Source organism: Luteimonas sp. GW821-FHT14E02 (assembly GCF_058803905.1).
On record NZ_JBXAPK010000006.1, the window covers coordinates 262405 to 281899 of the forward strand.

The window sequence follows — 19495 nt, forward strand, 5'->3', positions numbered from 1 at the left end:
CATGAACGACATCACCCCGCCCGAGGTCCTAGAACTGCCGCAGCAGGCGGAAGACGGCCACCGCTTTGCGCTGCTCGCGCGCATTCCGGCCAATCCGCAACGCAGCCTGCTCTGGCTGCCGGCGCTGGGCATCGCGGCGAAGCACTACATTCCCTTCGCCGAAGCGTTGGCGCGACGCGGCGTGGCCGTGTTCGTGCATGAATGGCGCGGCCTCGGCACCAGCAGCCTGCGCGCGGGCCGCGATTGCAACTGGGGTTATCGCGACGTGCTCTACGGCGACCTTCCGCTCAGCGAGGCGGCGGTCGTGCAGACACTCGGCGCGACGCCGCGCATCATCGGCGGCCACAGCCTGGGCGGGCAGTTCGCCTGCATGCGCCTGGGTCTCGCGCCGCGCTATGCGAACACGCTCTGGCTGACCGCCAGCGCCGCGCCCTACTGGCGCGCCTATCCGCTGCCGCATCGCCTGGGCCTGCCGCTGGCCTACCGCGCCGCGCCCTGGTACGCGGACCGGCACGGCTATCTGCCCGGCTACAAGTTCCGCTTCGCCGGCAACGAGGCGCGTGGCCTCATCCGCGACTGGGCGAGCACGGGATTGAGCGGCCGCTATGCCTTCCCCAACATCGCCGACGATCTCGAAGCCGCGATGGCGGCACGCGACGACGTCAGCGCCCGCGTTATCGTGATGGCCGACGACTGGCTGGCGCCGGAGCCGCCGGTGCGTTTCCTGCTGTCGAAGCTGCCGCGGGCGCCATTCGAACTGCGCAAGCTCGGCGCTACCGAACTCGGCAGCCGCGCCGATCATTTCGCCTGGATGAAGACGCCGGAGGCGGTCGCCGCGTGGTTGTCCGCCTGAAGCTCCGCGCTCCGATGGCGGCCCGGACGTGCCGGCCTCGATGCGATTTCGCGTAACCTTGAACGATCATGCCCGCATCACTGCCCGCACAAGATGACATCCGCATCGCCGTGATCGGCCTCGGCTACGTCGGGCTTCCGCTCGCCGTCGCGTTCGGACGCAAATACGACACGCTCGGGTTCGACATCGACGCCGCCCGCATCGCCGAACTGCGCGAACACCGCGACCACACGCTGGAAACCTCCGCGGAGGAATTGAAATCCGCCGGCAGGCTGTCGCTCACCGACGACGCGGCCGCGCTCGCCGGCTGCAACGTCTTCATCGTCACCGTACCCTCGCCGATCGACGAATACAAACGCCCCGACCTGCGCCCGCTGGAAGCCGCCAGCCGCAGCGCCGGCCGCGCGCTCGCGCGCGGCGACGTGGTGATCTACGAATCCACGGTGTACCCGGGCGCCACCGAGGAAGTCTGCGTACCGATCCTGGAGCACGAATCCGGCCTGAAACTCGACTCGGATTTCTTCGTCGGCTACAGCCCCGAGCGCATCAATCCCGGCGACAAGCGGCATCGGCTCGCAACCATCCTCAAGGTCACATCAGGCTCGACGCCGGAAGCGGCCGACTTCGTCGACGCGCTGTACGCCAGCATCATCGAGGCCGGCACGCACAGGACCTCCAGCATCCGCGTCGCAGAAGCGGCGAAGGTGATCGAGAACACCCAGCGCGACGTCAACATCGCCCTGATCAACGAGTTGTCGCTGATCTTCCAGCGCCTCGGCATCGACACGCACGAGGTGCTGGAAGCCGCCGGGACCAAGTGGAATTTCCTGCCGTTCCGCCCCGGACTGGTCGGCGGCCACTGCATCGGCGTCGATCCCTACTACCTCACTCACAAGGCGCAGCAGATCGGCTACCAGCCGGAGATGATCCTGGCCGGACGCCGCATCAACGACAGCATGGGCCTGCATGTGGCCGAGCGCACGATCAAGCTGATGCAGCAGCGCGGCATCCAGACCGCCGGCGCGCGAGTGCTGGTGCTGGGCCTTGCCTTCAAGGAAAACTGTACCGATCTGCGCAACACGCGCGTGATCGACATCGTCGACGAGTTGAAGAGCTACAGCGTCGACGTCGATGTGCACGATCCCTGGGTCGCGCCGGCACAGGCGCAGGCCGAGTACGACCTGGCGCTGGTCGATCGGCCGCGAACCGGCCACTACGACGCCGTGATCCTCGCTGTGGCGCACGACCAATTCGTCACACTGGGCGCCGACGGCATCCGCGCCTTCGCCAAACCCAGCGCGGTGTTGTTCGACGTCAAGCATGCGCTGCCGCATGGCAGTGCCGATGCCTGTTTGTAGGCGCACCCTCAGAACGTCTTGGGTCTAGACGGATCAGTTCGTCACGTATCAGCTCGCCACGTACCAGTTCGTCATCCCGGCGAAAGCCGGGATCCAGCCTTTCATCCAGATAACCAATCTCTTCACGAAAAACTGGATCCCGGCTTTCGCCGGGATGACAAGACCACAAGCCTTCGGATGGAATCCCTCGAAGCCTCGTGAAGCAGGCGGGCGGGTTAACCGGCCACAAGTTGCCTCACGCGGCACAACGGTCTCTCACCCCACGGGCTTACAATTCACACCAGCCTCCCCTCGCCCATCGTCATGCGCATCCTGGTTACCGGCGCCGCCGGATTCATCGGTTCCAAGCTCAGCGAATGCCTGCTCGCGCGGGGCGACGAGGTGCTGGGTTACGACAATCTCAACAACTACTACGACCCGCAGCTCAAGCAGGCGCGCCTGGCAAGGCTGCAGCCGCAGGCCGGTTTCCGTTTCGTGCAGGCGGCGCTGGAAGATCGCGCGGCACTGGACCAGGCGTTCGCCGACTTCCGCCCGCAGCGCGTGGTCAATCTCGCCGCGCAAGCCGGCGTGCGCTACTCGCTGGAGAACCCGCGCGCCTACGTCGACAGCAACGTCATCGGCTTCCTCAACATCCTCGAAGCCTGTCGTTATGGCGGTGTCGAGCATCTGGTCTACGCCTCGTCGAGTTCCGTGTACGGCGCGAACCGCAAGCTGCCGTTCTCGGTGGAGGACAGCGTCGATCATCCTGTGAGCATGTACGCGGCCACCAAGAAGGCCAACGAGCTGATGGCGCATACCTACAGCCATCTGTTCAATCTGCCGACCACGGGCCTGCGCTTCTTCACCGTCTACGGTCCCTGGGGACGGCCGGACATGGCGCTGTTCCTGTTCACGCGCAACATCCTCGCCGGGAAACCCATCGACGTCTTCAACCACGGCCGGCACACGCGCGACTTCACCTACATCGATGACATCGTCGAAGGCGTGATCCGCACCCTCGACCATGTGCCGGGCCCCGACCCGGACTACGACCCGAAGGCACCGACGCCGGCCAGCTCCAGCGCACCCTATCGCGTCTACAACATCGGCAACCATCAGCCGGTCGAACTGCTGCGCTACATCGAAGTGCTGGAAGCCTGCCTCGGCCGCAAGGCGGAAAAGCAACTGCTGCCGCTGCAGCCGGGCGATGTGCCGGATACGTATGCCGATGTCGAGGCACTGCGACGCGACACCGGCTATTCGCCGTCGACGCCGATCGAAGTGGGCGTGGAGCGTTTCGTTGCCTGGTATCGCGACTTCTACAAGGTCTGATTCGCGAATCTGATCTGCGCAACAGAGCCGCAAAACAAAAAACCCGGCCGAGGCCGGGTTTTTCGTGGGAAGTCCACGCGTGAGCGTGGACCGATCCATGTATTGGCGCGCCCGGAGAGATTCGAACTCCCGACCCCCAAGTTCGTAGCCTGGTGCTCTATCCAGCTGAGCTACGGGCGCGCGGTTTGAAACGATGTGAAGCAGAAGCGGAATTGTGCCGAACCAACGGCGCATTCGTCAATCTGTCGTTTTTGTATCCAGGTATCCGATGCCTTGGAGTGCAGGGGACGCCTTGCGCGAAATCCGGATTACTCCAGCTTCGCGGCGGCAAGAAACCCAGAACCTGGGAAGCTCGCCGAAGTGGCGGAGACTGAGGGATTCGAACCCTCGATGGAGCTTTTGACCCCATACTCCCTTAGCAGGGGAGCCCCTTCGGCCTCTCGGGCAAGTCTCCGGGTGCGGTACGCATGCCAGAAGCATGCGCCCGTAAAAACGCGTGCGGAAGGATACCGGTTCAGTCGGAGTGCGGCAAACCCTGGTGTGGGGCGCGCTCTTCGCCGCGCTGGATGCGCTCGTAGATCTCTTCACGGTGCACAGCCACGTCTTTCGGCGCAGTGATGCCGATACGGACCTGATTGCCTTTCACGCCGAGCACCGTCACGGTGACCGTGTCGCCGATCATCAGGGTCTCACCGACGCGGCGAGTCAAAATCAACATTGCTTGGAATCTCCATGGGTCGGCGAGAAACGTTCCCGCCAGACGGCTTTCGGACACGGGCAGCCGAAAAACGCTTGCAACAAACAGAAGATGTTACCGGTTGCTGACGGACCTCAGCAAGCAAAAACCAGCCATTACGACCAAGGTTCAGGCGCGGTTCGCCCGAACCCAGTCCGGCACCTCCGCCAGCGCCTTGTTCAGGTCCTGTCCATCCGGTCCGCCACCCTGTGCGAGATCAGGTCGTCCACCACCCTTTCCGCCGATGCGTTTTGCAATGTGCGACAGCAGATCACCCGCCTTGAAGCGGCCCAGCGCGGCGCCGCTCACGCCGGCCACCAGGGCGGCTTTGCCGTCTTCGGCACCGGCGAGCACGATCACGGCATCGCCCAGCTGCTGTTTCAAACGATCGACGGCATCGCGCAAGGCCTTGGCATCGAAGCCTTCCAGCCGAACGGCCAACACCTTGGTGCCCTCGACATCGACCGCTTCGGCGGCGAGGTCGGCGGCGGCACCGCTGGCGGCCTTGGCCTTGAGTGATTCCAATTCGCGTTCAAGCTTTTTCTGCTTGTCCAGCAAGGCGCGCAGCTTGTCGTTGACCTCGCCCGCCGTGCCGCCCAGAAGACGCGCGGCCTCGCCGAGCTGGCGCTCCACGGTGGCGACGTATTCGAGCGCATCCTGTCCGGTCAGCGCCTCGACGCGGCGCACGCCGGCGGACACGCCGCCTTCGGACACCAGCTTCAACAATCCGATCTGGCCGGTGCTGGCGACATGCGTGCCGCCGCAAAGTTCGACCGAGTCGCCCATCTTCACCACGCGTACACGCTCGCCGTACTTCTCGCCGAACAACGCCATCGCGCCGGAGTCCAGTGCTTCCTGCATGGCCATCTGGCGAATTTCGGCGGGATGGTCGGCGCGCACTTCGATATTGATGAGGCGCTCGATCTCGGCCAGTTCCTCATGCGTGACCGGCTGGAAGTGCGAGAAGTCGAAACGCAGGCGGTCCGGCGCGACCAGCGAACCCTTCTGCTGGACGTGCGTGCCAAGCACGCCGCGCAGCGCGGCATGCAGCAGGTGCGTGCCGGAATGGTTCAACACGGTGGCGCCACGTCGCGCGGCATCGACCGAGGCGACCAGACGATCGCCGCGCTTGAGGCTACCCGCTTCGAGCCGGCCGACGTGGCCGTGGTACTGGCCCGCGTACTTCTGCGTATCGGTGACGCGGAAACGCACGCCTTGCTCGTCCAGCTCGCCGGTGTCGCCGACCTGGCCGCCGGATTCGGCGTAGAACGGCGTGCGGTCGAGGAAGACCACGGCGTCCTCGCCGGCTTCGATCACATCGACCGGACGGCCGTCGCGCAGCAGCGCGACGACTTCGAGGCCGCCGACGGTGAGCTGGTCGTAGCCGAGGAATTCGGTTGGCTTGAGTTGCGCGACCAGTTCCGCCGACAACTGCGTGCCGCCGCCGAACTTGCCGGCCGCACGCGCGGTTTCGCGCTGCTGCGCCATCGCAGCATCGAAGCCGGCCGTGTCCACGGTCAGACCGCGTTCGCGGGCGATGTCGGCGGTGAGGTCGAGCGGAAAACCGTAGGTGTCGTAGAGACGGAACGCATCGGCGCCCGGGATGGTGTCACCGCTGCGCTTGGCGACTTCGTCGAAGATGCGCATGCCCGAGTCGAGCGTTTCGGCGAAGCGTTCCTCTTCGGCTTTCAGCGCACGCTCGACCAGCTCGCGCTTGGTGCGCAGTTCCGGATAGGCCTCGCCCATCAACGCGTCGAGCGTGGCGACCAGCTTGTGGAAGAACGGCTCGCGCATGCCGAGCATCCAGCCATGGCGCAATGCGCGGCGAATGATCCGGCGCAGCACGTAGCCGCGGCCTTCGTTGGACGGCAGCACGCCGTCGACGATGAGGAACGAGCAGGCACGGATGTGGTCGGCGATCACGCGCAGCGACTTGTTCTCCAGGTCCAGCGTGCCGGTGAGTTCGGCGGCCTTCTTGATCAGCGCCTGGAACAGGTCGATCTCGTAGTTGCTGTGCACGTGCTGCAGCACCGCGGCCAGGCGCTCCAGCCCCATGCCGGTGTCGACGCACGGCGCCGGCAGCGGCACCAGGGTGCCGTCGGGCTGGCGGTCGAACTGCATGAAGACCAGGTTCCAGATTTCGATGTAGCGGTCGCCGTCCTCGTCCGGCGAACCGGGTGGACCGCCGGCGATATGCGGGCCGTGGTCGTAGAAGATTTCAGTGCACGGGCCGCAGGGGCCGGTGTCGGCCATCTGCCAGAAGTTGTCGGAGGCGTAAGGCGCGCCCTTGTTGTCGCCGATGCGGACGATGCGGTCGGCCGGCAGCCCGATCATGGTGTGCCAGAGGTCGTAGGCTTCGTCATCGTTGTGATAGACGGTGACGAGCAGGCGCTCCTTCGGCAGCTTCCAGATCCCGGTCAGCAGCTCCCAGGCCCAGGCGATGGCGTCCTTCTTGAAGTAATCCCCGAACGACCAGTTGCCGAGCATCTCGAAGAACGTGTGGTGGCGCGCGGTGTAGCCGACCGCGTCGAGGTCGTTGTGCTTGCCGCCCGCGCGCAGGCAGCGCTGCACGTCGGCCGCGCGCACGTAGCTGCGCTTCTCCGCACCGAGGAAAACGTCCTTGAACTGGACCATGCCCGAGTTGGTGAACAGCAGGGTCGGATCGTTGCCCGGCACGAGCGGTGCCGACGGGACGATGGTGTGGCCCTTCGTGCTGAAGAAATCGAGGAAATCCCGGCGGATGTCGGAGGTGGTCTTCATTGATGCGTGGATTCAGGAGGAGCAGGCGCGGCCCCGCCCGCGATACCGACTAGATGTGGCCGCGGGGCGGAGGGACAACCCGGATTCAATAGGGTGAGGGCGCACATGCTAGCAGACGCCATCAAGGCGCCTGCTGTGCGCCCGAACGCCCGGCCATGGATGGCCGGGCTGGGTATTCGCCGCTAGGAAGGGCTCGCCAGGGACGGCCGCTGGAACACTGCCGCAAAGACCCCCTACTCCTCGAGATCCGCTCGCACCGCCCCTCGAATCTGCTCAGCCGCAAACCCCCGCCTCGCCAGAAAATCCGCGGCCTTGCGCCGCACGGCGGGGTCATCGACGGCGGCCGGGCCATAGCGGCGGCGGACGAGGTCGCGCGCTGTTTCGGCCCAGCCGCCGTCGAGGTCTCCCAAGACGTGGCGAATCATTTCCTGGTCCAGCCCGTGGGTGGCCAGTTCCGCCCGAATCCGTATCGGCCCGTAGCCGGCGGAAGCACGGGTGCGGACCAACATCTCCGCGAAGCGGAGGTCGTCCTGCCAGCCATCCTTGGCCAGTTTGTCGATCGCCGCGGCGGCTTCACCGGCATCGATGCCTTGCGAAGCCAGCTTGCGGGTCAACTCCTTTCTTGAATGTTCGCGGCGGACCAGCATCCCCAAGGCACGCTGGGCCGGCGACCGCTCGGGCGAGCGTCGTGAAGTCCGATCGAACTCCGATTTCGAGTCCTTCGACATCGCGCTCTTCACCACCTCGTCCTTCATCATCACGCCGGATTTCCGCTTTGCTGATTTGTCACGAACCAATGAACCCCAGAGCAACCAATCCGAGGAAAAGCGAGCCGATGAAGGCGATGCGCGATCTCCAAAGGATGGCCCACCATGTGGCCCCGGGATCACCGGCGCGGCGCAATGCCGCGATGTACGGCCGGTAATCCACCGAGCCCTGCGACCAGAGCAGGACCGTGAACAGGAGGCCGAGAATCGCGTACAGCGCGGGCAGCTTCAGTCCTATACAACTGAGCGCGAGACCGAATGCCGAGACACCGACAATCTGGTTCGTGCGGGAAATGTAGGCCTCCACTTCCTTCCTTGCCGTTTCGCGAAGCCGGGCGAGTGCTTTTCCTTCAATACTCATTGACATCTCCTTGTCGTCCAACCGTTGACCTGTTCACTGTCGGGAGCGAGTCCTGCTCCGACCAGAAGACGAAAGCGGATCAGGCCTCGTCTTCTTCCTCGACGTTTTCCCTCGGAGCTTCCTGCGGCACGAACTTCGCGCGCAGCTCGGCTTCCAGCCGGGCGGTGACCGCCGGATTTTCCTTGAGATACTGACGTGCATTTTCCTTGCCCTGCCCGATGCGCTCGTCACCGTAGCTGTACCAGGCGCCCGCCTTCTCGACGAGCTTGGCGTCGACGCCCATGTCGATGAGTTCGCCCTCGCGGCTGATGCCTTCGCCGTAGAGAATTTCGGTGACGACCTGCTTGAACGGAGGCGCCATCTTGTTCTTGACGACCTTGATGCGGGTCTGGTTGCCGATGATTTCCTCGCCCTTCTTGATCGAGCCGATGCGGCGGATGTCCAGGCGCACCGAGGCGTAGAACTTCAGGGCGTTGCCGCCGGTGGTGGTTTCCGGACTCTGGCCGGGCATCATGATGCCGATCTTCATGCGCAGCTGGTTGATGAAGATCACCAGACAGTTGCTGCGCTTGATGTTGCCGGTGAGCTTGCGCAGGGCCTGGCTCATCAGGCGCGCCTGCAGACCCGGCAGCTGGTCGCCCATCTCGCCTTCGATTTCGGCCTTCGGCGTGAGCGCGGCGACCGAGTCGACGACCACCATGTCGACCGCGTTGGAACGCACCAGCATGTCGGCGATTTCCAGCGCCTGCTCGCCGGTGTCGGGCTGCGAGACCAGCAGGTCGTCGACATTGACGCCGAGCTTCTGCGCGTAGGTGGGATCGAGCGCGTGCTCGGCGTCGATGAAGGCGGCGGTGCCACCGGCGCGCTGGCATTGGGCAATGGCCTGCAGCGTCAGCGTGGTCTTGCCAGAGGATTCCGGCCCGTAGATTTCGACGACGCGCCCCTTGGGCAGACCGCCGATGCCGAGCGCGATGTCGAGCATCAGCGAACCGGTGCCGATGACCTCGGCGGCTTCGGCGACACGGTCGCCCATGCGCATCACCGAACCCTTGCCGAACTGCTTCTCGATCTGGGTCAGTGCGGCGGAAAGTGCGCGCTTCTTGTTCTCGTCCATCGTGGCGGTCCTCGTCATGTGTTTGGAATGTGGGATGCAGTGTGGTGGGCGCGTATCGCAAAGGCTGCGACTGTCGCGCTCCTTGCCAAAATTAGTGATGTCGATGGGAACGCGACATCGGAAGCCGGAACCCGCGAGTGTCGGAAAATCCCGTTCCGAGCCGTCGGCAGTTGCACGCGAGGTGCCCGACTCACCGGTTCGGCCTCACCAGCCCGCAGTACAGGCCTTCGATGGCGAAATCCTGTCCGGGCTGGACTTCGATCGGGGAATAGTCGGGATTGCGCGGCAGCAGGCGGATCTTTTGTTGACCGGCGGAGTCCTTGCCGATCTTCAGCAGCTTGACCGTGACTTCGTCGTCGATGCGTGCGATCACGACTTGGCCCGAGCGCGCATCGCGGGTGCGATGCACGCCGATCAGATCGCCGTCGAAGATGCCTTCGTCGCGCATCGAGTCGCCCCTGACCTTGAGCAGGTAGTCCGGCGCCGGCGAGAAGAAGGTGCGGTCCAGCAGCACCATCTGCTCGGAGCCGATGTCCGCACCGATCGGCATGCCCGCCGCGACCTGCCCGAGCACCGGCAGCTGCAGCACATCCTCGTTCGCGGCCGGCGCCAGCGGCAGGCTCTGCTGCGGCGCCTCGGGCATGCGCACGACACGGATGCCGCGGGCACGGCCGGGCATGCGCTCGATCGCACCGGCCGCCTCGAGCGCCTCGAGGTGGTACTGCGCCGCGCGCACGCCCTTGAATCCGAAGGCCTTGGCGATCTCGGCCTGCGACGGCGGCAGGCCGTCGGCTTCAATGCGTTCGGCGATCAGGTCGAGGATCGCCTGCTGAGTGTCGGTGAGCTGCATGGTTAGTAGTAATACTACTAACCTCCCGCGCTAGCAAGCCTTACTTGGGCGTTTTATATTTGACTCAGTCAACTAATTGGCGATTCAACGATGGCATCGCAACCGATGGATTCCCAGGTCGACGAGATGCGCGCCTTCAACCGCTTCTATACGCGCCGGATCGGCGTGCTGCAGGAGCATCTGCTGGACAGCCCCTACCCGCTCACGCATGCGCGCGTGCTGTTCGAACTTGCCCACCGGCAGCCGGTGACCGCGCGCGACATCGGCGACACCCTCGGCCTCGATGCGGGCTATCTCAGCCGCATCGTGCAGGGATTCGTCGCCGACAGGCTGATCGAACGCACGCAGTCGACGCGTGATGCCCGCAGTTTCGATCTGAAGCTGACACCCGCCGGCGAGGCCGCGTTCGCGCAACTCGACCGCCATTCCCGCGAGACGACCGCATCGATGCTGTCGGGGTTGTCGGAACCCGCCCGCCGCTGTCTCTCGCGTGCGCTGCGCGATACGCAGCGCGTGCTGTCGCCACAACCCGAAGCGCCCCGCCTCGTCATCCGCACGCATGGCATCGGCGACATCGGCTGGGCGATCGAGCGGCATGCCCGCCTCTACACCGACGAATACGGATGGAATGCCGAGTTCGAAACGCTGGTCGCCACCCTGTTCGCGCGTTTCGCCAGCCAGCAGGATCCGGCAGTGGAACGCTGCTGGATCGCAGAACTGGACGACGAGCGCGTCGGTTGCGTCTTCGTGGTGCGCAACGAGGACGATCCCACGGTCGCGCAACTGCGTTGCCTGCTGGTCGATCCGCTGGCACGCGGGCATGGCGTCGGGCGGCGCCTGGTCGAGGAATGCATCGCCTTCGCCCGTGCCGCGGGGTATCGGAAGATGCTGCTGTGGACCAACGACATACTGACTGCGGCCCGGCGGATCTACGAAAGCTGTGGCTTCGTGCTCGTCGAGGAAAACCGCCACCACAGCTTCGGCCACGATCTGGTGGGTCAAGTGTGGACGAAGGAGCTTGCCTAAGCCTTGTCGCATTTCGGGGGCGTCATTGCCGCGAAGGCGGGAATGACGAGCAAAAAGCCCCGGGATCAGGAAGTAAGCACGGAAAGCGGTCCGCGCCCTAGACGACCAGCGTCTCCAGCCCGCGCAGCGCCGCCGCGACCGACTGCCGCCGCACTTCCTCGCGATCGCCGTCGAAGCGGAACACCTCCGCGCGCGCATAGCCGCCGCGGCGCTTCCAGCCGATCCAGACCATGCCGACCGGCTTGTCGGCGCTGCCGCCGCCTGGCCCGGCGATGCCGGTGACCGCCACCGCGACGCTGGCGCCGGAATTCACCAGCGCGCCGGAGACCATTTCCACCACGGTCTCGCGGCTGACGGCGCCGAAGCTTTCCAGCGTCTGCGGCCGCACGCCGAGCAGCGCCTGCTTGGCCTCGTAGCTGTAGGCGACCATGCCGCAGTCGAACCAGTCAGACGATCCGGCGATGTCGGTGGCGGTCTTGGCGATCCAGCCGCCGGTGCAGCTCTCCGCGGCGACCAGGCGATCGTGCGCGGCGCGCAGGCGCGAGCCGAGTGCCTCGGCCATGACGCGCAGTTCGGAATCGGTGGGGATGGACATCGGCGTTTCGTCACGTGGGGAAGCGCGCGTTGTAGCCGATCCCGGCGCGAAAGTCTGCGTTCAAGCTGCACGGAAGGAAAACGGCCCGGCACGCGAGTGCCGGGCCGTCATTCCGTTCGACTGATCGGATTGCGATCAGTACTGCACGCGCAACGTCACGCCATACGTCCTGGGCGCGCCCAGGAAGGTGTTCCACGAACCGACCTGCAGGGGCGCGTCGAAGGCGACCTGCTTGTAGGTCTTGTCGCCCAGGTTCTGTCCCCACAGTTCCACCATCCAGCGCTGGTTCTTGGCGCCGATGCCGAGCCGGGCGTTGACCAGGGCGTAGCCGCTCTGGATCTTCTCCGGGTCCAGGTCGGAGCCGGTGTTGTGCTCGGACAAGTATTTCGCACCGACGTTGAAGCGTCCGATCAGATCACCGCCGAAATCCCACTGGTAGGTGGCCGACGCCGAGGCCGACCACAGCGGCGCGAAGCTGATGTGGCTGCCCGGCAGTCTCCACAGATCGGCGTCCGGCAGCCTGTCCTTGCCGTAACGCGTATCGGCATAGGTCACGCCGCCCTGCAGCGACAGGCCCTTGATCGAGGTCGATTGCCAGTTCACCTCGGTGTCGATGCCCTTGGAGGTGACCTTGGGAATCGAACGCACCACATAACTGGTGCCGAGGAAGCTGTTGAGCTGGAAGTCGGTGAACTCCTGATAGAACAGCGTCGCGTTCAACAGCAGATTGCCGCCCAGCCAGGTGCTCTTGCCGCCGAGCTCATAGCTGTCCACGAACTCGCCCGGGAACGAGGTGTCCGCATCCATCAGGATCAGCGGCTGACCCTGCAGCGGCGCGGTGATGCCCAGCGGATTGGGCGTCGATTCGCGGTCCAGGTTGTAGCCGCCGGCCTTGTAGCCGCGCGCGGCCGAGGCATACGTCATCAGATGGTCGTTCCAGCGATAGGCCGCCTTCAGCGTGCCCGACCATTCCTTTTCCTCCCGGCTCTGGTCGACCGTCTTGCCGTTGAAGACGTAGTTCTGCCAGGGCACGCAGATCATGCCGACCGCCACCTGCCCGACCGACAGCACTTCCTGCAACGTGAGCCCGCGCGCCAGCAAGGCGCCGAGCGCATTGCTCAGCAGATGATCCTCCACCGCCTTGCAGGCCGCACCGTTGTCGGGGTTGACGTAGTTGGAATGCAGATCCTTCTTCTCGCGCGTGTAGCGCAGGCCCAGGGTGAAATCCAGCTTGTCGGTGGCATGCCAGGTGTTGTTGGTGAACAACGCCGCGGACTTGGCCTTCTGCTGGTGACGATCGCGCGAACCGGCGCCGCCCGCGAAGGAAGCTCCGTAGGGCAAGCCCGTCGCCTGCGAGAGGAACAGATTCGCATCGGTCATGTTGACCACGCTCGGACTGCCGGCGGCAGCGAGGTCGTGCTGGAGACGGATCAGCGTCGCCTCCGAGAGGAAGTCCTCGTAGTTCACGCCATACGAATAACCCTCCCTGCGATCGAGATCCTCGTCCGAATAGAAGAACCCCACCATCCAGTCGATCTTGTCGGTCGAGCCGGTCAGGCGCAGTTCCTGGCTGAAGGTCTTGAAGTCGCTGGAGGCACCATCCTCGGTCGGCGCCTGATACAGGCCGTCACCCGCGGTGAAATCGAGATCGCGTCCGTTGATGCTCTTCCAGTCGCGCAAGGCGGTGATCGAAGTCAGCGTGGCACCGCGGAACCATGGCGTCGTCCAATTGATTTCCGCCGAAACGCCCTTGTCCTTGATGTCCTGCTTGGTGCTGCGGTTGGCGTAGGCCAGATGGCGTTCCAGATCGGCCTCCAGGATCACGCCCTGCCCCGGCCCTCCGACGATGCGATCGACGGTATCCGCGGTCGGGCCGCGGATGATGGTGACGCCCGCGCAGCAGTGCTCCTCGCGACTGGTGTAGTCGCCGATGAAGTTGATGTCGAGGTTGTCGTTCGGTTCCAGCAGCAGCTGGCCGCGCAGCGAGTGGAAGTTCTGATCGACGTCGTCGGTTTCCTCGCGCGGCCCGTGCCCGGTGCGCACATCGAGGAAACCGTCGCGCTTGCGCTTCGCCGCGTAGATGCGGAACGCCGCGGTGTCGCTCAGCGCGTCGTTGTAGGCACCGGACACGCCGACCGCGCCGTAGTTGCCGACCGTGATCTCGCCTTCCGCGTTCTGCGTGTAGCTCGGCCGCCGCGTGATCACGTTGATCACGCCTGCCGATGTGTTCTTGCCGAACACCGTGCCTTGTGGGCCCTTCAGCACCTCGATGCGCTCGATTTCGCCCAGATCACCGAAACCGACACCGACGCGCGGCCGGTACACACCGTCGATCACCACACCGACCGCCGACTCCAGACCGGCATTGTCGCCGTTGGTACCGACGCCACGGATGCGCGCGGTGGTCTGCGACTCGTTGGTGGTGGAACTCACATGCAGTCCCGGGACCAGCAACTGCACATCCTTGACGTCACGGACGCCGCTGTCGCGCAGGATCTGCTCGGGCAGTGCCGTCAGCATGATCGGGACGTCCTGCAGGACTTCTTCACGTTTCTGTGCGGTCACCACCATCGTGTCCAACGTGGTGGCTTCTTTTTCGCGCTCGGGTGATTTTCCGCTTCTGCTTTCTTGCGCCCCCGCCTCTGACATCAGACTCGTCACGGCGAGAACAGCGAGTGTCAGCGCCCTGTGTTGCGGTCTTGCAGCGATCATGGTGTCCCCCTAAGGCCATCAGATTGCGTTGATTGGAAATAGCGTTCGATTGCTACCGTGCAGTACTCCGTTCTGGTCGACTACAGGCGTCCCCGAGCGCCTTCACGCAAAATTAACACCATATTCGCCGTAAGGCATTGTGCGTTGCGGTACGCGGCGAGACGGCAAGTCGTGAGACGGCCATTTGCGTCTGCAGTCGGCTCCGGATCGGCGACGTTGCCGACATACCGGCTAGACTTCTCCTCCGTAGTCTTCACCTCTGTTTCCTTCCTGTGAGCCACCCCAGCCCCCGCGCGGCCGGTCCCGACCCGGCCCTCTCCAGCCATACCCCGTTGATGCGCCAGTTCTTCGCCGCCAAGGCGGAGCATCCGGACGTGCTGCTGTTCTTCCGCATGGGCGATTTCTACGAGCTGTTCTACGACGACGCCCGCAAGGCGGCGCGTCTGCTCGACATCACCCTCACCCAGCGCGGCGTGTCCGCCGGGCAGCCGATCCCGATGGCGGGCGTGCCCTTCCATGCCGTCGAGGGCTATCTGGCGCGACTGGTGGCGCTGGGCGAGTCGGTGGCGATCTGCGAACAGATCGGCGATCCGGCGGCGAGCAAGGGGCTGGTCGAACGCAAGGTGGTCCGCATCGTCACGCCGGGCACGGTGACCGACGAAGCCCTGCTCAGCGAACGCCGCGACACGCTGCTGCTGGCGATCGCACGCGGCAAGAACGGTTACGGCCTGGCCTGGGCGGATCTGGCCGGCGGTCGCTTCCTGGTCAATGAAGTCGGCAACGACGATGCATTGGAAGCCGAACTCGCGCGCCTGGAGCCGGCCGAGCTGCTGCTGCCCGACGAGGAAGGCTGGCCGGCCTTCCTCAACACGCGCACCGGCCTGCGCCGACGCGCGCCCTGGCTGTTCGACAGCGACAGCGGACGCCGGCAACTGCTGCAGTTCTTCGGACTGCACGATCTGTCCGGCTTCGGCATCGAAGACAAACCTCTCTCCATCGCCGCGGCCAGCGCCCTGCTCGGCTACGTCGAGGAGACGCAGAAGCAGCGCCTGCCGCATCTCACCGCGATCGCGGTGGAGTCCAGCGACGGGGCCATCGCCATGAACGCCGCCACGCGCCGCCATCTCGAACTCGACACGCGCGTGGACGGCGACCAGAAGCACACGCTGCTCGGCGTGCTCGACACCACGGTCACGCCGATGGGCGGCCGCCAGTTGCGGCGCTGGCTGCATCGGCCGCTGCGCGATCGCGACCAAGTCGGCAGGCGCCATCACGCCGTCGCCAGCCTGATCGAGAGCGGCGTCGGCGAGACGCTGCGCGACACCTTCCGCGCGCTCGGCGACGTCGAGCGCATCCTCTCGCGCATCGCCCTGCGCTCGGCGCGCCCACGCGACCTGAGCACGCTGCGCGACGCGCTGGCGATGCTGCCGCAGTTGCGTGGATTGCTGCAGCCGCTGGACTCGCCGCGCCTGCAGACGCTCGCCGCGGAAATGGGCGAACACGACGCACAGGCCGCGCTGCTCGCGCAGGCGCTGGTCGAACAGCCGCCGCTGCTCGCCCGCGACGGTGGCGTCTTCGCCGAGGATTACGACGCCGAGCTCGACGAACTGCGCCGGCTGTCCAGCAACGCCGACCAGTTCCTGATCGATCTCGAACAGCGCGAACGCGAGGCCAGCGGCATCCCGACGCTGAAGGTCGGCTACAACCGCGTGCATGGCTACTACATCGAGATCAGCAAGGGCCAGGCCGCGCGTGCGCCCACGCACTACACGCGGCGGCAGACGCTCACCGGCGCCGAGCGCTACATCACCGAGGAGCTCAAGACGTTCGAGGACAAGGTGCTGTCCGCGCGCGAGCGGTCGCTGGCACGAGAACGCCTGCTTTACGAACAGCTGCTCGATGGCCTGAACGAAGATCTGGAATCGCTCAAGCGCTGCGCCGCCGCGCTGAGCGAACTTGACGTGCTGGCCTGCTTCGCCGAACGCGCGCAAACGCTGGACTGGTCGCAGCCGCAGCTGGTCGAGGACGCCTGCCTTCGCATCGAGCGCGGCCGCCATCCGGTGGTGGAAGCGGTGCGCGACGAGCCGTTCGAGCCGAACGATCTGCTGCTCGACGGCGGCGACGCTCAAGACAGCCGCCGCATGCTGATCATCACCGGCCCCAACATGGGCGGCAAGAGCACGTACATGCGCCAGAACGCGCTGATCGTGCTGCTCGCGCACATCGGCAGTTTCGTGCCGGCCTCGCGCGCGACGATCGGGCCGATCGACCGCATCCTCACCCGCATCGGCGCCGGCGACGACCTCGCGCGCGGCCAATCCACCTTCATGGTGGAAATGGCGGAGACGAGCTACATCCTGCATCACGCCACACCGCAATCGCTGGTGCTGATGGACGAGATCGGCCGCGGCACCTCCACCTACGACGGTCTCGCGCTCGCCGAAGCCTGCGCACGGCATCTGGCATCGAGCAATCGTTGCTACACGTTGTTCGCCACCCACTACTTCGAATTGACCGCGCTCGCCACGCAAGACAGCGGCATCGCCAACGTGCATCTCGACGCCGTCGAGCACCACGATAAAAACGGAGGCGACACGCTCGTCTTCATGCACGCGGTGAAGGATGGACCAGCCGATCGCAGCTTCGGTCTGCAGGTCGCCGCGCTGGCGGGCCTGCCGAAACCCGTCATCCGCGAAGCGCGCGGACGCCTCGCGGAACTGGAACAACATACCCGCGACACCGCGCCGCTCTCACCGGCCACGCTCGACTCACCGCAGCAGTTCGGCCTGTTCGCACCTGCCTCGGCCGCGCTCGATGCGCTGGCCACGATCGAGCCTGACGATCTGTCGCCCAAGCAGGCCCTGGAAGCGCTCTATCGGCTCAAGGCCCTGTCCCGCTCCTGATCTATCCCGTTCCGTTCTGATCCGTACCATCTCAACGCCACCGCATCCGAGGGGAAAACACGATGCAGTTGACCGCCAAGCATTTCCGCATCGCCGGCGCAGGCCTGTGCGTCTTCATGGCCGCACAGATCTTCCAGGCCTTATGTGTCCTCGTCTGGTTTCCCGAAACCCAGGCAGCCGCCGAGGATTTCGCCGTGCGCACCGGCTGGATGGACCGGACGCGGGCACTGGCAGTGCTGCTCAGCATTGCGGCGCTGGCGGTGACGTATGCCGTGTTCGCGCTGGATCGCTTCGCCAAGGCACCCTTGGCCTCGCTGCTTGCCTTCACCTTCACCATGTTCTTCGTGGTGTTCGAGTTTCTCCATCGCGGCCTGGACTTCGTGATGGTCAGCCAGCAATGGGCCAATGCCTACGCAAACGAACCTGCCTTGCGCGGCGTTCTGGCCGAGCGGCACGCGTTCTGGGGAACATTCACCAGCGCGATCTATTTCCCGCTGATGCTGTCGGGCCTGCTCGCCTGGATCTGTTTCGCGATCGCCACCTGGAATGCGGGTCCGGGCTGGCTGCGGCTGGCATCGATCGCCTTCACCCTCAACGCGTTGCGCACGCTGGGGCGTCTGCTGGGCAACTACACCGGCGTCGCCTGGTTCGACTTCCTGGACAGTTTCACCCTGTACCTGATCCTGGTCTTCGTCATCAACGGCATGCTGGCCATCTGGCTGTTCAAACGCGCGGCGGTTGCGGACAAGATGCCGGTCTGAGTGTCGGCGAGCCGGAGTCGATTAGGACGCACTCGTGCCCGGGCACCCCGCCAAACGCAGGACTTCGGACCGGACACAAAACTAACAGGCCCGCGCTACCATGCCGACCCGGTCACATTTTTCCCACAGGTGGAACCCGCCATGAGCAACAGCCTCGCCGAAGAACTTTTCCAGCAACTGCAAGGCGCGCCGCTGCAGCAACTGTCGCAGCAGTTGGGCGCCGGCCAGATGCAGACGACCAACGCCGTCGGCGCGGCATTGCCGCTGCTGCTCGGCGCGCTCGGCAAGAACGCGGCCCAACCCTCGGGTGCCGAAGCCCTGTTCGGCGCGTTGCAGAAGGACCACGCCGGTCTCGACCTCGGCAGCGTGCTGGGCGCGGTGCTCGGCGGCACCTCCGGTGGTAACCGGCAGACCGACGGTGCGGCGATCCTCGGCCACATCTTCGGCGGCAACCAGGGGCGCGCGGAAGCGAGCCTCGGACAGGCCACCGGCCTCGGCAACGACCAGGCCGGACAACTGCTCAAGATCCTGGCGCCGATCGTGCTCTCCTTCCTCGCCCAGCGCTTCCTGGGTGGACAGGGCAACGGTGCCGGCGCCAGCGGCCTGGGCGAAGCGCTCGGCCAGGAACGCCAGCAGACCGCGCAGCAAGGCGGCCTCGGCGGCGGGCTACTCGGCGCGGTGCTCGATCAGGACGGCGATGGTCAGCTCGGCATCGGCGATCTGCTCAAGATCGGCGGCGGGCTGCTCGGCGGGAAGCGCTGATTCCCACCCCGCCACCGCATGGCGGTGGCATGCATGCCCCGCCGTGTGCGCCGCGATGCTCATCCCGATTTCGGAGAAAGCACAGGGCGGCCACGAAGCAATCGAATTCGCAGCGCCAGGCATTCGCGCTCCTGGTTTCGACTCTGCTCCCAAAGCTGGTCATCCCGGTGAAAGCCGGGGTCCAGTTTTTGTTTAGAAATCGATGTACTGACCGAAAGGCTGGATCCCGGCTTTCGCCGGGATGACGGACGAATTTCGTCAGAGGATCTGGGCCTGTATCCAGCGATACCTGGCTCAAGCAACTCCCTTTCTGATTTCCGCGCTACGCTGCGGACTCTTCACGAATTTTGAAGCTTGTCCTCTTTCCGCAGACGCACTTCGTCCGCGATGCCTATGCGAATTGCCGAGGCAATAGGCGACCCCTATCAATTCCTTAGCATCATTCAATTTCTCGTTGTCATTGGTGTGGCGTAGTTTTGATGACCTACACGCCCCTGCCGGAGCCAGCCCACCAGCCAGCCCAACGAAGACAAGTCCTACACACGCCCGATCAGACGCTGCGCATCAACGGCGGCAATCCGATCAGCGGCGACATGACGCGCTGATTATTTGTCCGCGCGGCCCTG

At 65.2% G+C, this 19495-nt stretch carries 16 protein-coding genes and 2 tRNA genes; 8 read left to right on the forward strand and 10 right to left on the reverse strand.

The genetic code is table 11. The annotated features are described in order from the left end of the window. Position 1 precedes the first annotated feature (1 nt). The 3 genes from AC1RNP_RS12250 (at position 2) to AC1RNP_RS12260 (ending at position 3522) form a co-directional block, all read left to right on the forward strand. Positions 2-853, forward strand: coding sequence for an alpha/beta hydrolase family protein (locus AC1RNP_RS12250; RefSeq protein ID WP_493051544.1), 852 nt, complete (start codon positions 2-4; stop codon positions 851-853). Between the two features lie 68 nt (positions 854-921). Further along, positions 922-2211, forward strand: coding sequence for a nucleotide sugar dehydrogenase (locus AC1RNP_RS12255; RefSeq protein ID WP_493051545.1), 1290 nt, complete (start codon positions 922-924; stop codon positions 2209-2211). A 303-nt stretch (positions 2212-2514) separates the two neighbouring features. Beyond that, complete coding sequence (locus tag AC1RNP_RS12260) at positions 2515-3522, forward strand: NAD-dependent epimerase (RefSeq protein WP_493051546.1); 1008 nt, start codon at positions 2515-2517, stop codon at positions 3520-3522. A 103-nt stretch (positions 3523-3625) separates the two neighbouring features. Here AC1RNP_RS12260 and AC1RNP_RS12265 read toward each other — a convergent pair. The 8 genes from AC1RNP_RS12265 to lexA form a co-directional block, all read right to left on the reverse strand. Next, positions 3626-3702, reverse strand: a tRNA-Arg gene (locus AC1RNP_RS12265). A 181-nt stretch (positions 3703-3883) separates the two neighbouring features. After that, a tRNA-Ser gene (locus AC1RNP_RS12270) sits at positions 3884-3976 on the reverse strand. A gap of 60 nt (positions 3977-4036) precedes the next feature. After that, on the reverse strand, positions 4037-4240 hold the full coding sequence (csrA, locus tag AC1RNP_RS12275) for a carbon storage regulator CsrA (RefSeq protein WP_242106847.1): 204 nt from the start codon (positions 4238-4240) through the stop codon (positions 4037-4039). Between the two features lie 147 nt (positions 4241-4387). Continuing rightward, positions 4388-7018 carry an alanine--tRNA ligase gene (alaS, locus tag AC1RNP_RS12280; RefSeq protein ID WP_493051547.1) on the reverse strand — a complete coding sequence of 877 codons (2631 nt, stop codon included), beginning with the start codon at positions 7016-7018 and terminating at the stop codon, positions 4388-4390. 233 nt (positions 7019-7251) lie between these two features. Further along, positions 7252-7746, reverse strand: coding sequence for a regulatory protein RecX (locus AC1RNP_RS12285; RefSeq protein WP_493051582.1), 495 nt, complete (start codon positions 7744-7746; stop codon positions 7252-7254). Between the two features lie 58 nt (positions 7747-7804). After that, positions 7805-8146: a hypothetical protein gene (locus AC1RNP_RS12290; RefSeq protein ID WP_493051548.1), complete on the reverse strand. Its 342-nt coding sequence runs from the start codon at positions 8144-8146 to the stop codon at positions 7805-7807. 79 nt (positions 8147-8225) lie between these two features. After that, complete coding sequence (recA, locus tag AC1RNP_RS12295) at positions 8226-9260, reverse strand: recombinase RecA (RefSeq protein WP_493051583.1); 1035 nt, start codon at positions 9258-9260, stop codon at positions 8226-8228. 190 nt (positions 9261-9450) lie between these two features. Beyond that, the gene (gene lexA / locus AC1RNP_RS12300) at positions 9451-10110 is read right to left on the reverse strand and encodes a transcriptional repressor LexA (RefSeq protein WP_493051549.1); all 660 of its coding nucleotides are present in this window, start codon (positions 10108-10110) and stop codon (positions 9451-9453) included. Between the two features lie 90 nt (positions 10111-10200). Here lexA and AC1RNP_RS12305 point away from each other — a divergent pair, with 90 nt between their 5' ends. After that, a complete protein-coding gene (locus AC1RNP_RS12305; RefSeq protein ID WP_493051550.1) occupies positions 10201-11136 on the forward strand; it encodes a bifunctional helix-turn-helix transcriptional regulator/GNAT family N-acetyltransferase in 936 nt (311 codons plus the stop codon). 97 nt (positions 11137-11233) lie between these two features. Here AC1RNP_RS12305 and AC1RNP_RS12310 read toward each other — a convergent pair whose 3' ends face one another. Together AC1RNP_RS12310 and AC1RNP_RS12315 are read right to left on the reverse strand one after the other, a co-directional pair. Beyond that, the gene (locus tag AC1RNP_RS12310; RefSeq protein WP_493051551.1) at positions 11234-11731 is read right to left on the reverse strand and encodes a CinA family protein; all 498 of its coding nucleotides are present in this window, start codon (positions 11729-11731) and stop codon (positions 11234-11236) included. A 135-nt stretch (positions 11732-11866) separates the two neighbouring features. Then, a complete protein-coding gene (locus AC1RNP_RS12315; RefSeq protein WP_493051584.1) occupies positions 11867-14302 on the reverse strand; it encodes a TonB-dependent receptor in 2436 nt (811 codons plus the stop codon). 476 nt (positions 14303-14778) lie between these two features. Here AC1RNP_RS12315 and mutS point away from each other — a divergent pair, with 476 nt between their 5' ends. The 4 genes from mutS (at position 14779) to AC1RNP_RS12335 (ending at position 19474) form a co-directional block, all read left to right on the forward strand. After that, positions 14779-17346 carry a DNA mismatch repair protein MutS gene (gene mutS / locus AC1RNP_RS12320; protein ID WP_493051585.1) on the forward strand — a complete coding sequence of 856 codons (2568 nt, stop codon included), beginning with the start codon at positions 14779-14781 and terminating at the stop codon, positions 17344-17346. A gap of 62 nt (positions 17347-17408) precedes the next feature. Continuing rightward, positions 17409-18107: a hypothetical protein gene (locus AC1RNP_RS12325; protein ID WP_493051552.1), complete on the forward strand. Its 699-nt coding sequence runs from the start codon at positions 17409-17411 to the stop codon at positions 18105-18107. Positions 18108-18248: 141 nt separating this feature from the next. After that, on the forward strand, positions 18249-18869 hold the full coding sequence (locus tag AC1RNP_RS12330; protein WP_493051553.1) for a DUF937 domain-containing protein: 621 nt from the start codon (positions 18249-18251) through the stop codon (positions 18867-18869). A gap of 479 nt (positions 18870-19348) precedes the next feature. After that, positions 19349-19474 (forward strand): hypothetical protein, encoded by a 126-nt coding sequence (locus AC1RNP_RS12335; protein ID WP_493051554.1) that lies wholly within the window; start codon positions 19349-19351, stop codon positions 19472-19474. Positions 19475-19495 lie beyond the last annotated feature (21 nt).

Bases quoted from the DNA above. Each gene is read 5' to 3' on its own strand.
- AC1RNP_RS12250 (WP_493051544.1), top strand. From the start codon at position 2: ATGAACGACATCACCCCGCCCGAGGTCCTAGAACTGCCGCAGCAGGCG.
- AC1RNP_RS12255 (WP_493051545.1), top strand. From the start codon at position 922: ATGCCCGCATCACTGCCCGCACAAGATGACATCCGCATCGCCGTGATC.
- AC1RNP_RS12260 (WP_493051546.1), top strand. From the start codon at position 2,515: ATGCGCATCCTGGTTACCGGCGCCGCCGGATTCATCGGTTCCAAGCTC.
- csrA (WP_242106847.1), bottom strand. From the start codon at position 4,240: ATGTTGATTTTGACTCGCCGCGTCGGTGAGACCCTGATGATCGGCGAC.
- alaS (WP_493051547.1), bottom strand. From the start codon at position 7,018: ATGAAGACCACCTCCGACATCCGCCGGGATTTCCTCGATTTCTTCAGC.
- AC1RNP_RS12285 (WP_493051582.1), bottom strand. From the start codon at position 7,746: ATGTCGAAGGACTCGAAATCGGAGTTCGATCGGACTTCACGACGCTCG.
- AC1RNP_RS12290 (WP_493051548.1), bottom strand. From the start codon at position 8,146: ATGAGTATTGAAGGAAAAGCACTCGCCCGGCTTCGCGAAACGGCAAGG.
- recA (WP_493051583.1), bottom strand. From the start codon at position 9,260: ATGGACGAGAACAAGAAGCGCGCACTTTCCGCCGCACTGACCCAGATC.
- lexA (WP_493051549.1), bottom strand. From the start codon at position 10,110: ATGCAGCTCACCGACACTCAGCAGGCGATCCTCGACCTGATCGCCGAA.
- AC1RNP_RS12305 (WP_493051550.1), top strand. From the start codon at position 10,201: ATGGCATCGCAACCGATGGATTCCCAGGTCGACGAGATGCGCGCCTTC.
- AC1RNP_RS12310 (WP_493051551.1), bottom strand. From the start codon at position 11,731: ATGTCCATCCCCACCGATTCCGAACTGCGCGTCATGGCCGAGGCACTC.
- AC1RNP_RS12315 (WP_493051584.1), bottom strand. From the start codon at position 14,302: ATGGTGGTGACCGCACAGAAACGTGAAGAAGTCCTGCAGGACGTCCCG.
- mutS (WP_493051585.1), top strand. From the start codon at position 14,779: ATGCGCCAGTTCTTCGCCGCCAAGGCGGAGCATCCGGACGTGCTGCTG.
- AC1RNP_RS12325 (WP_493051552.1), top strand. From the start codon at position 17,409: ATGCAGTTGACCGCCAAGCATTTCCGCATCGCCGGCGCAGGCCTGTGC.
- AC1RNP_RS12330 (WP_493051553.1), top strand. From the start codon at position 18,249: ATGAGCAACAGCCTCGCCGAAGAACTTTTCCAGCAACTGCAAGGCGCG.
- AC1RNP_RS12335 (WP_493051554.1), top strand. From the start codon at position 19,349: ATGACCTACACGCCCCTGCCGGAGCCAGCCCACCAGCCAGCCCAACGA.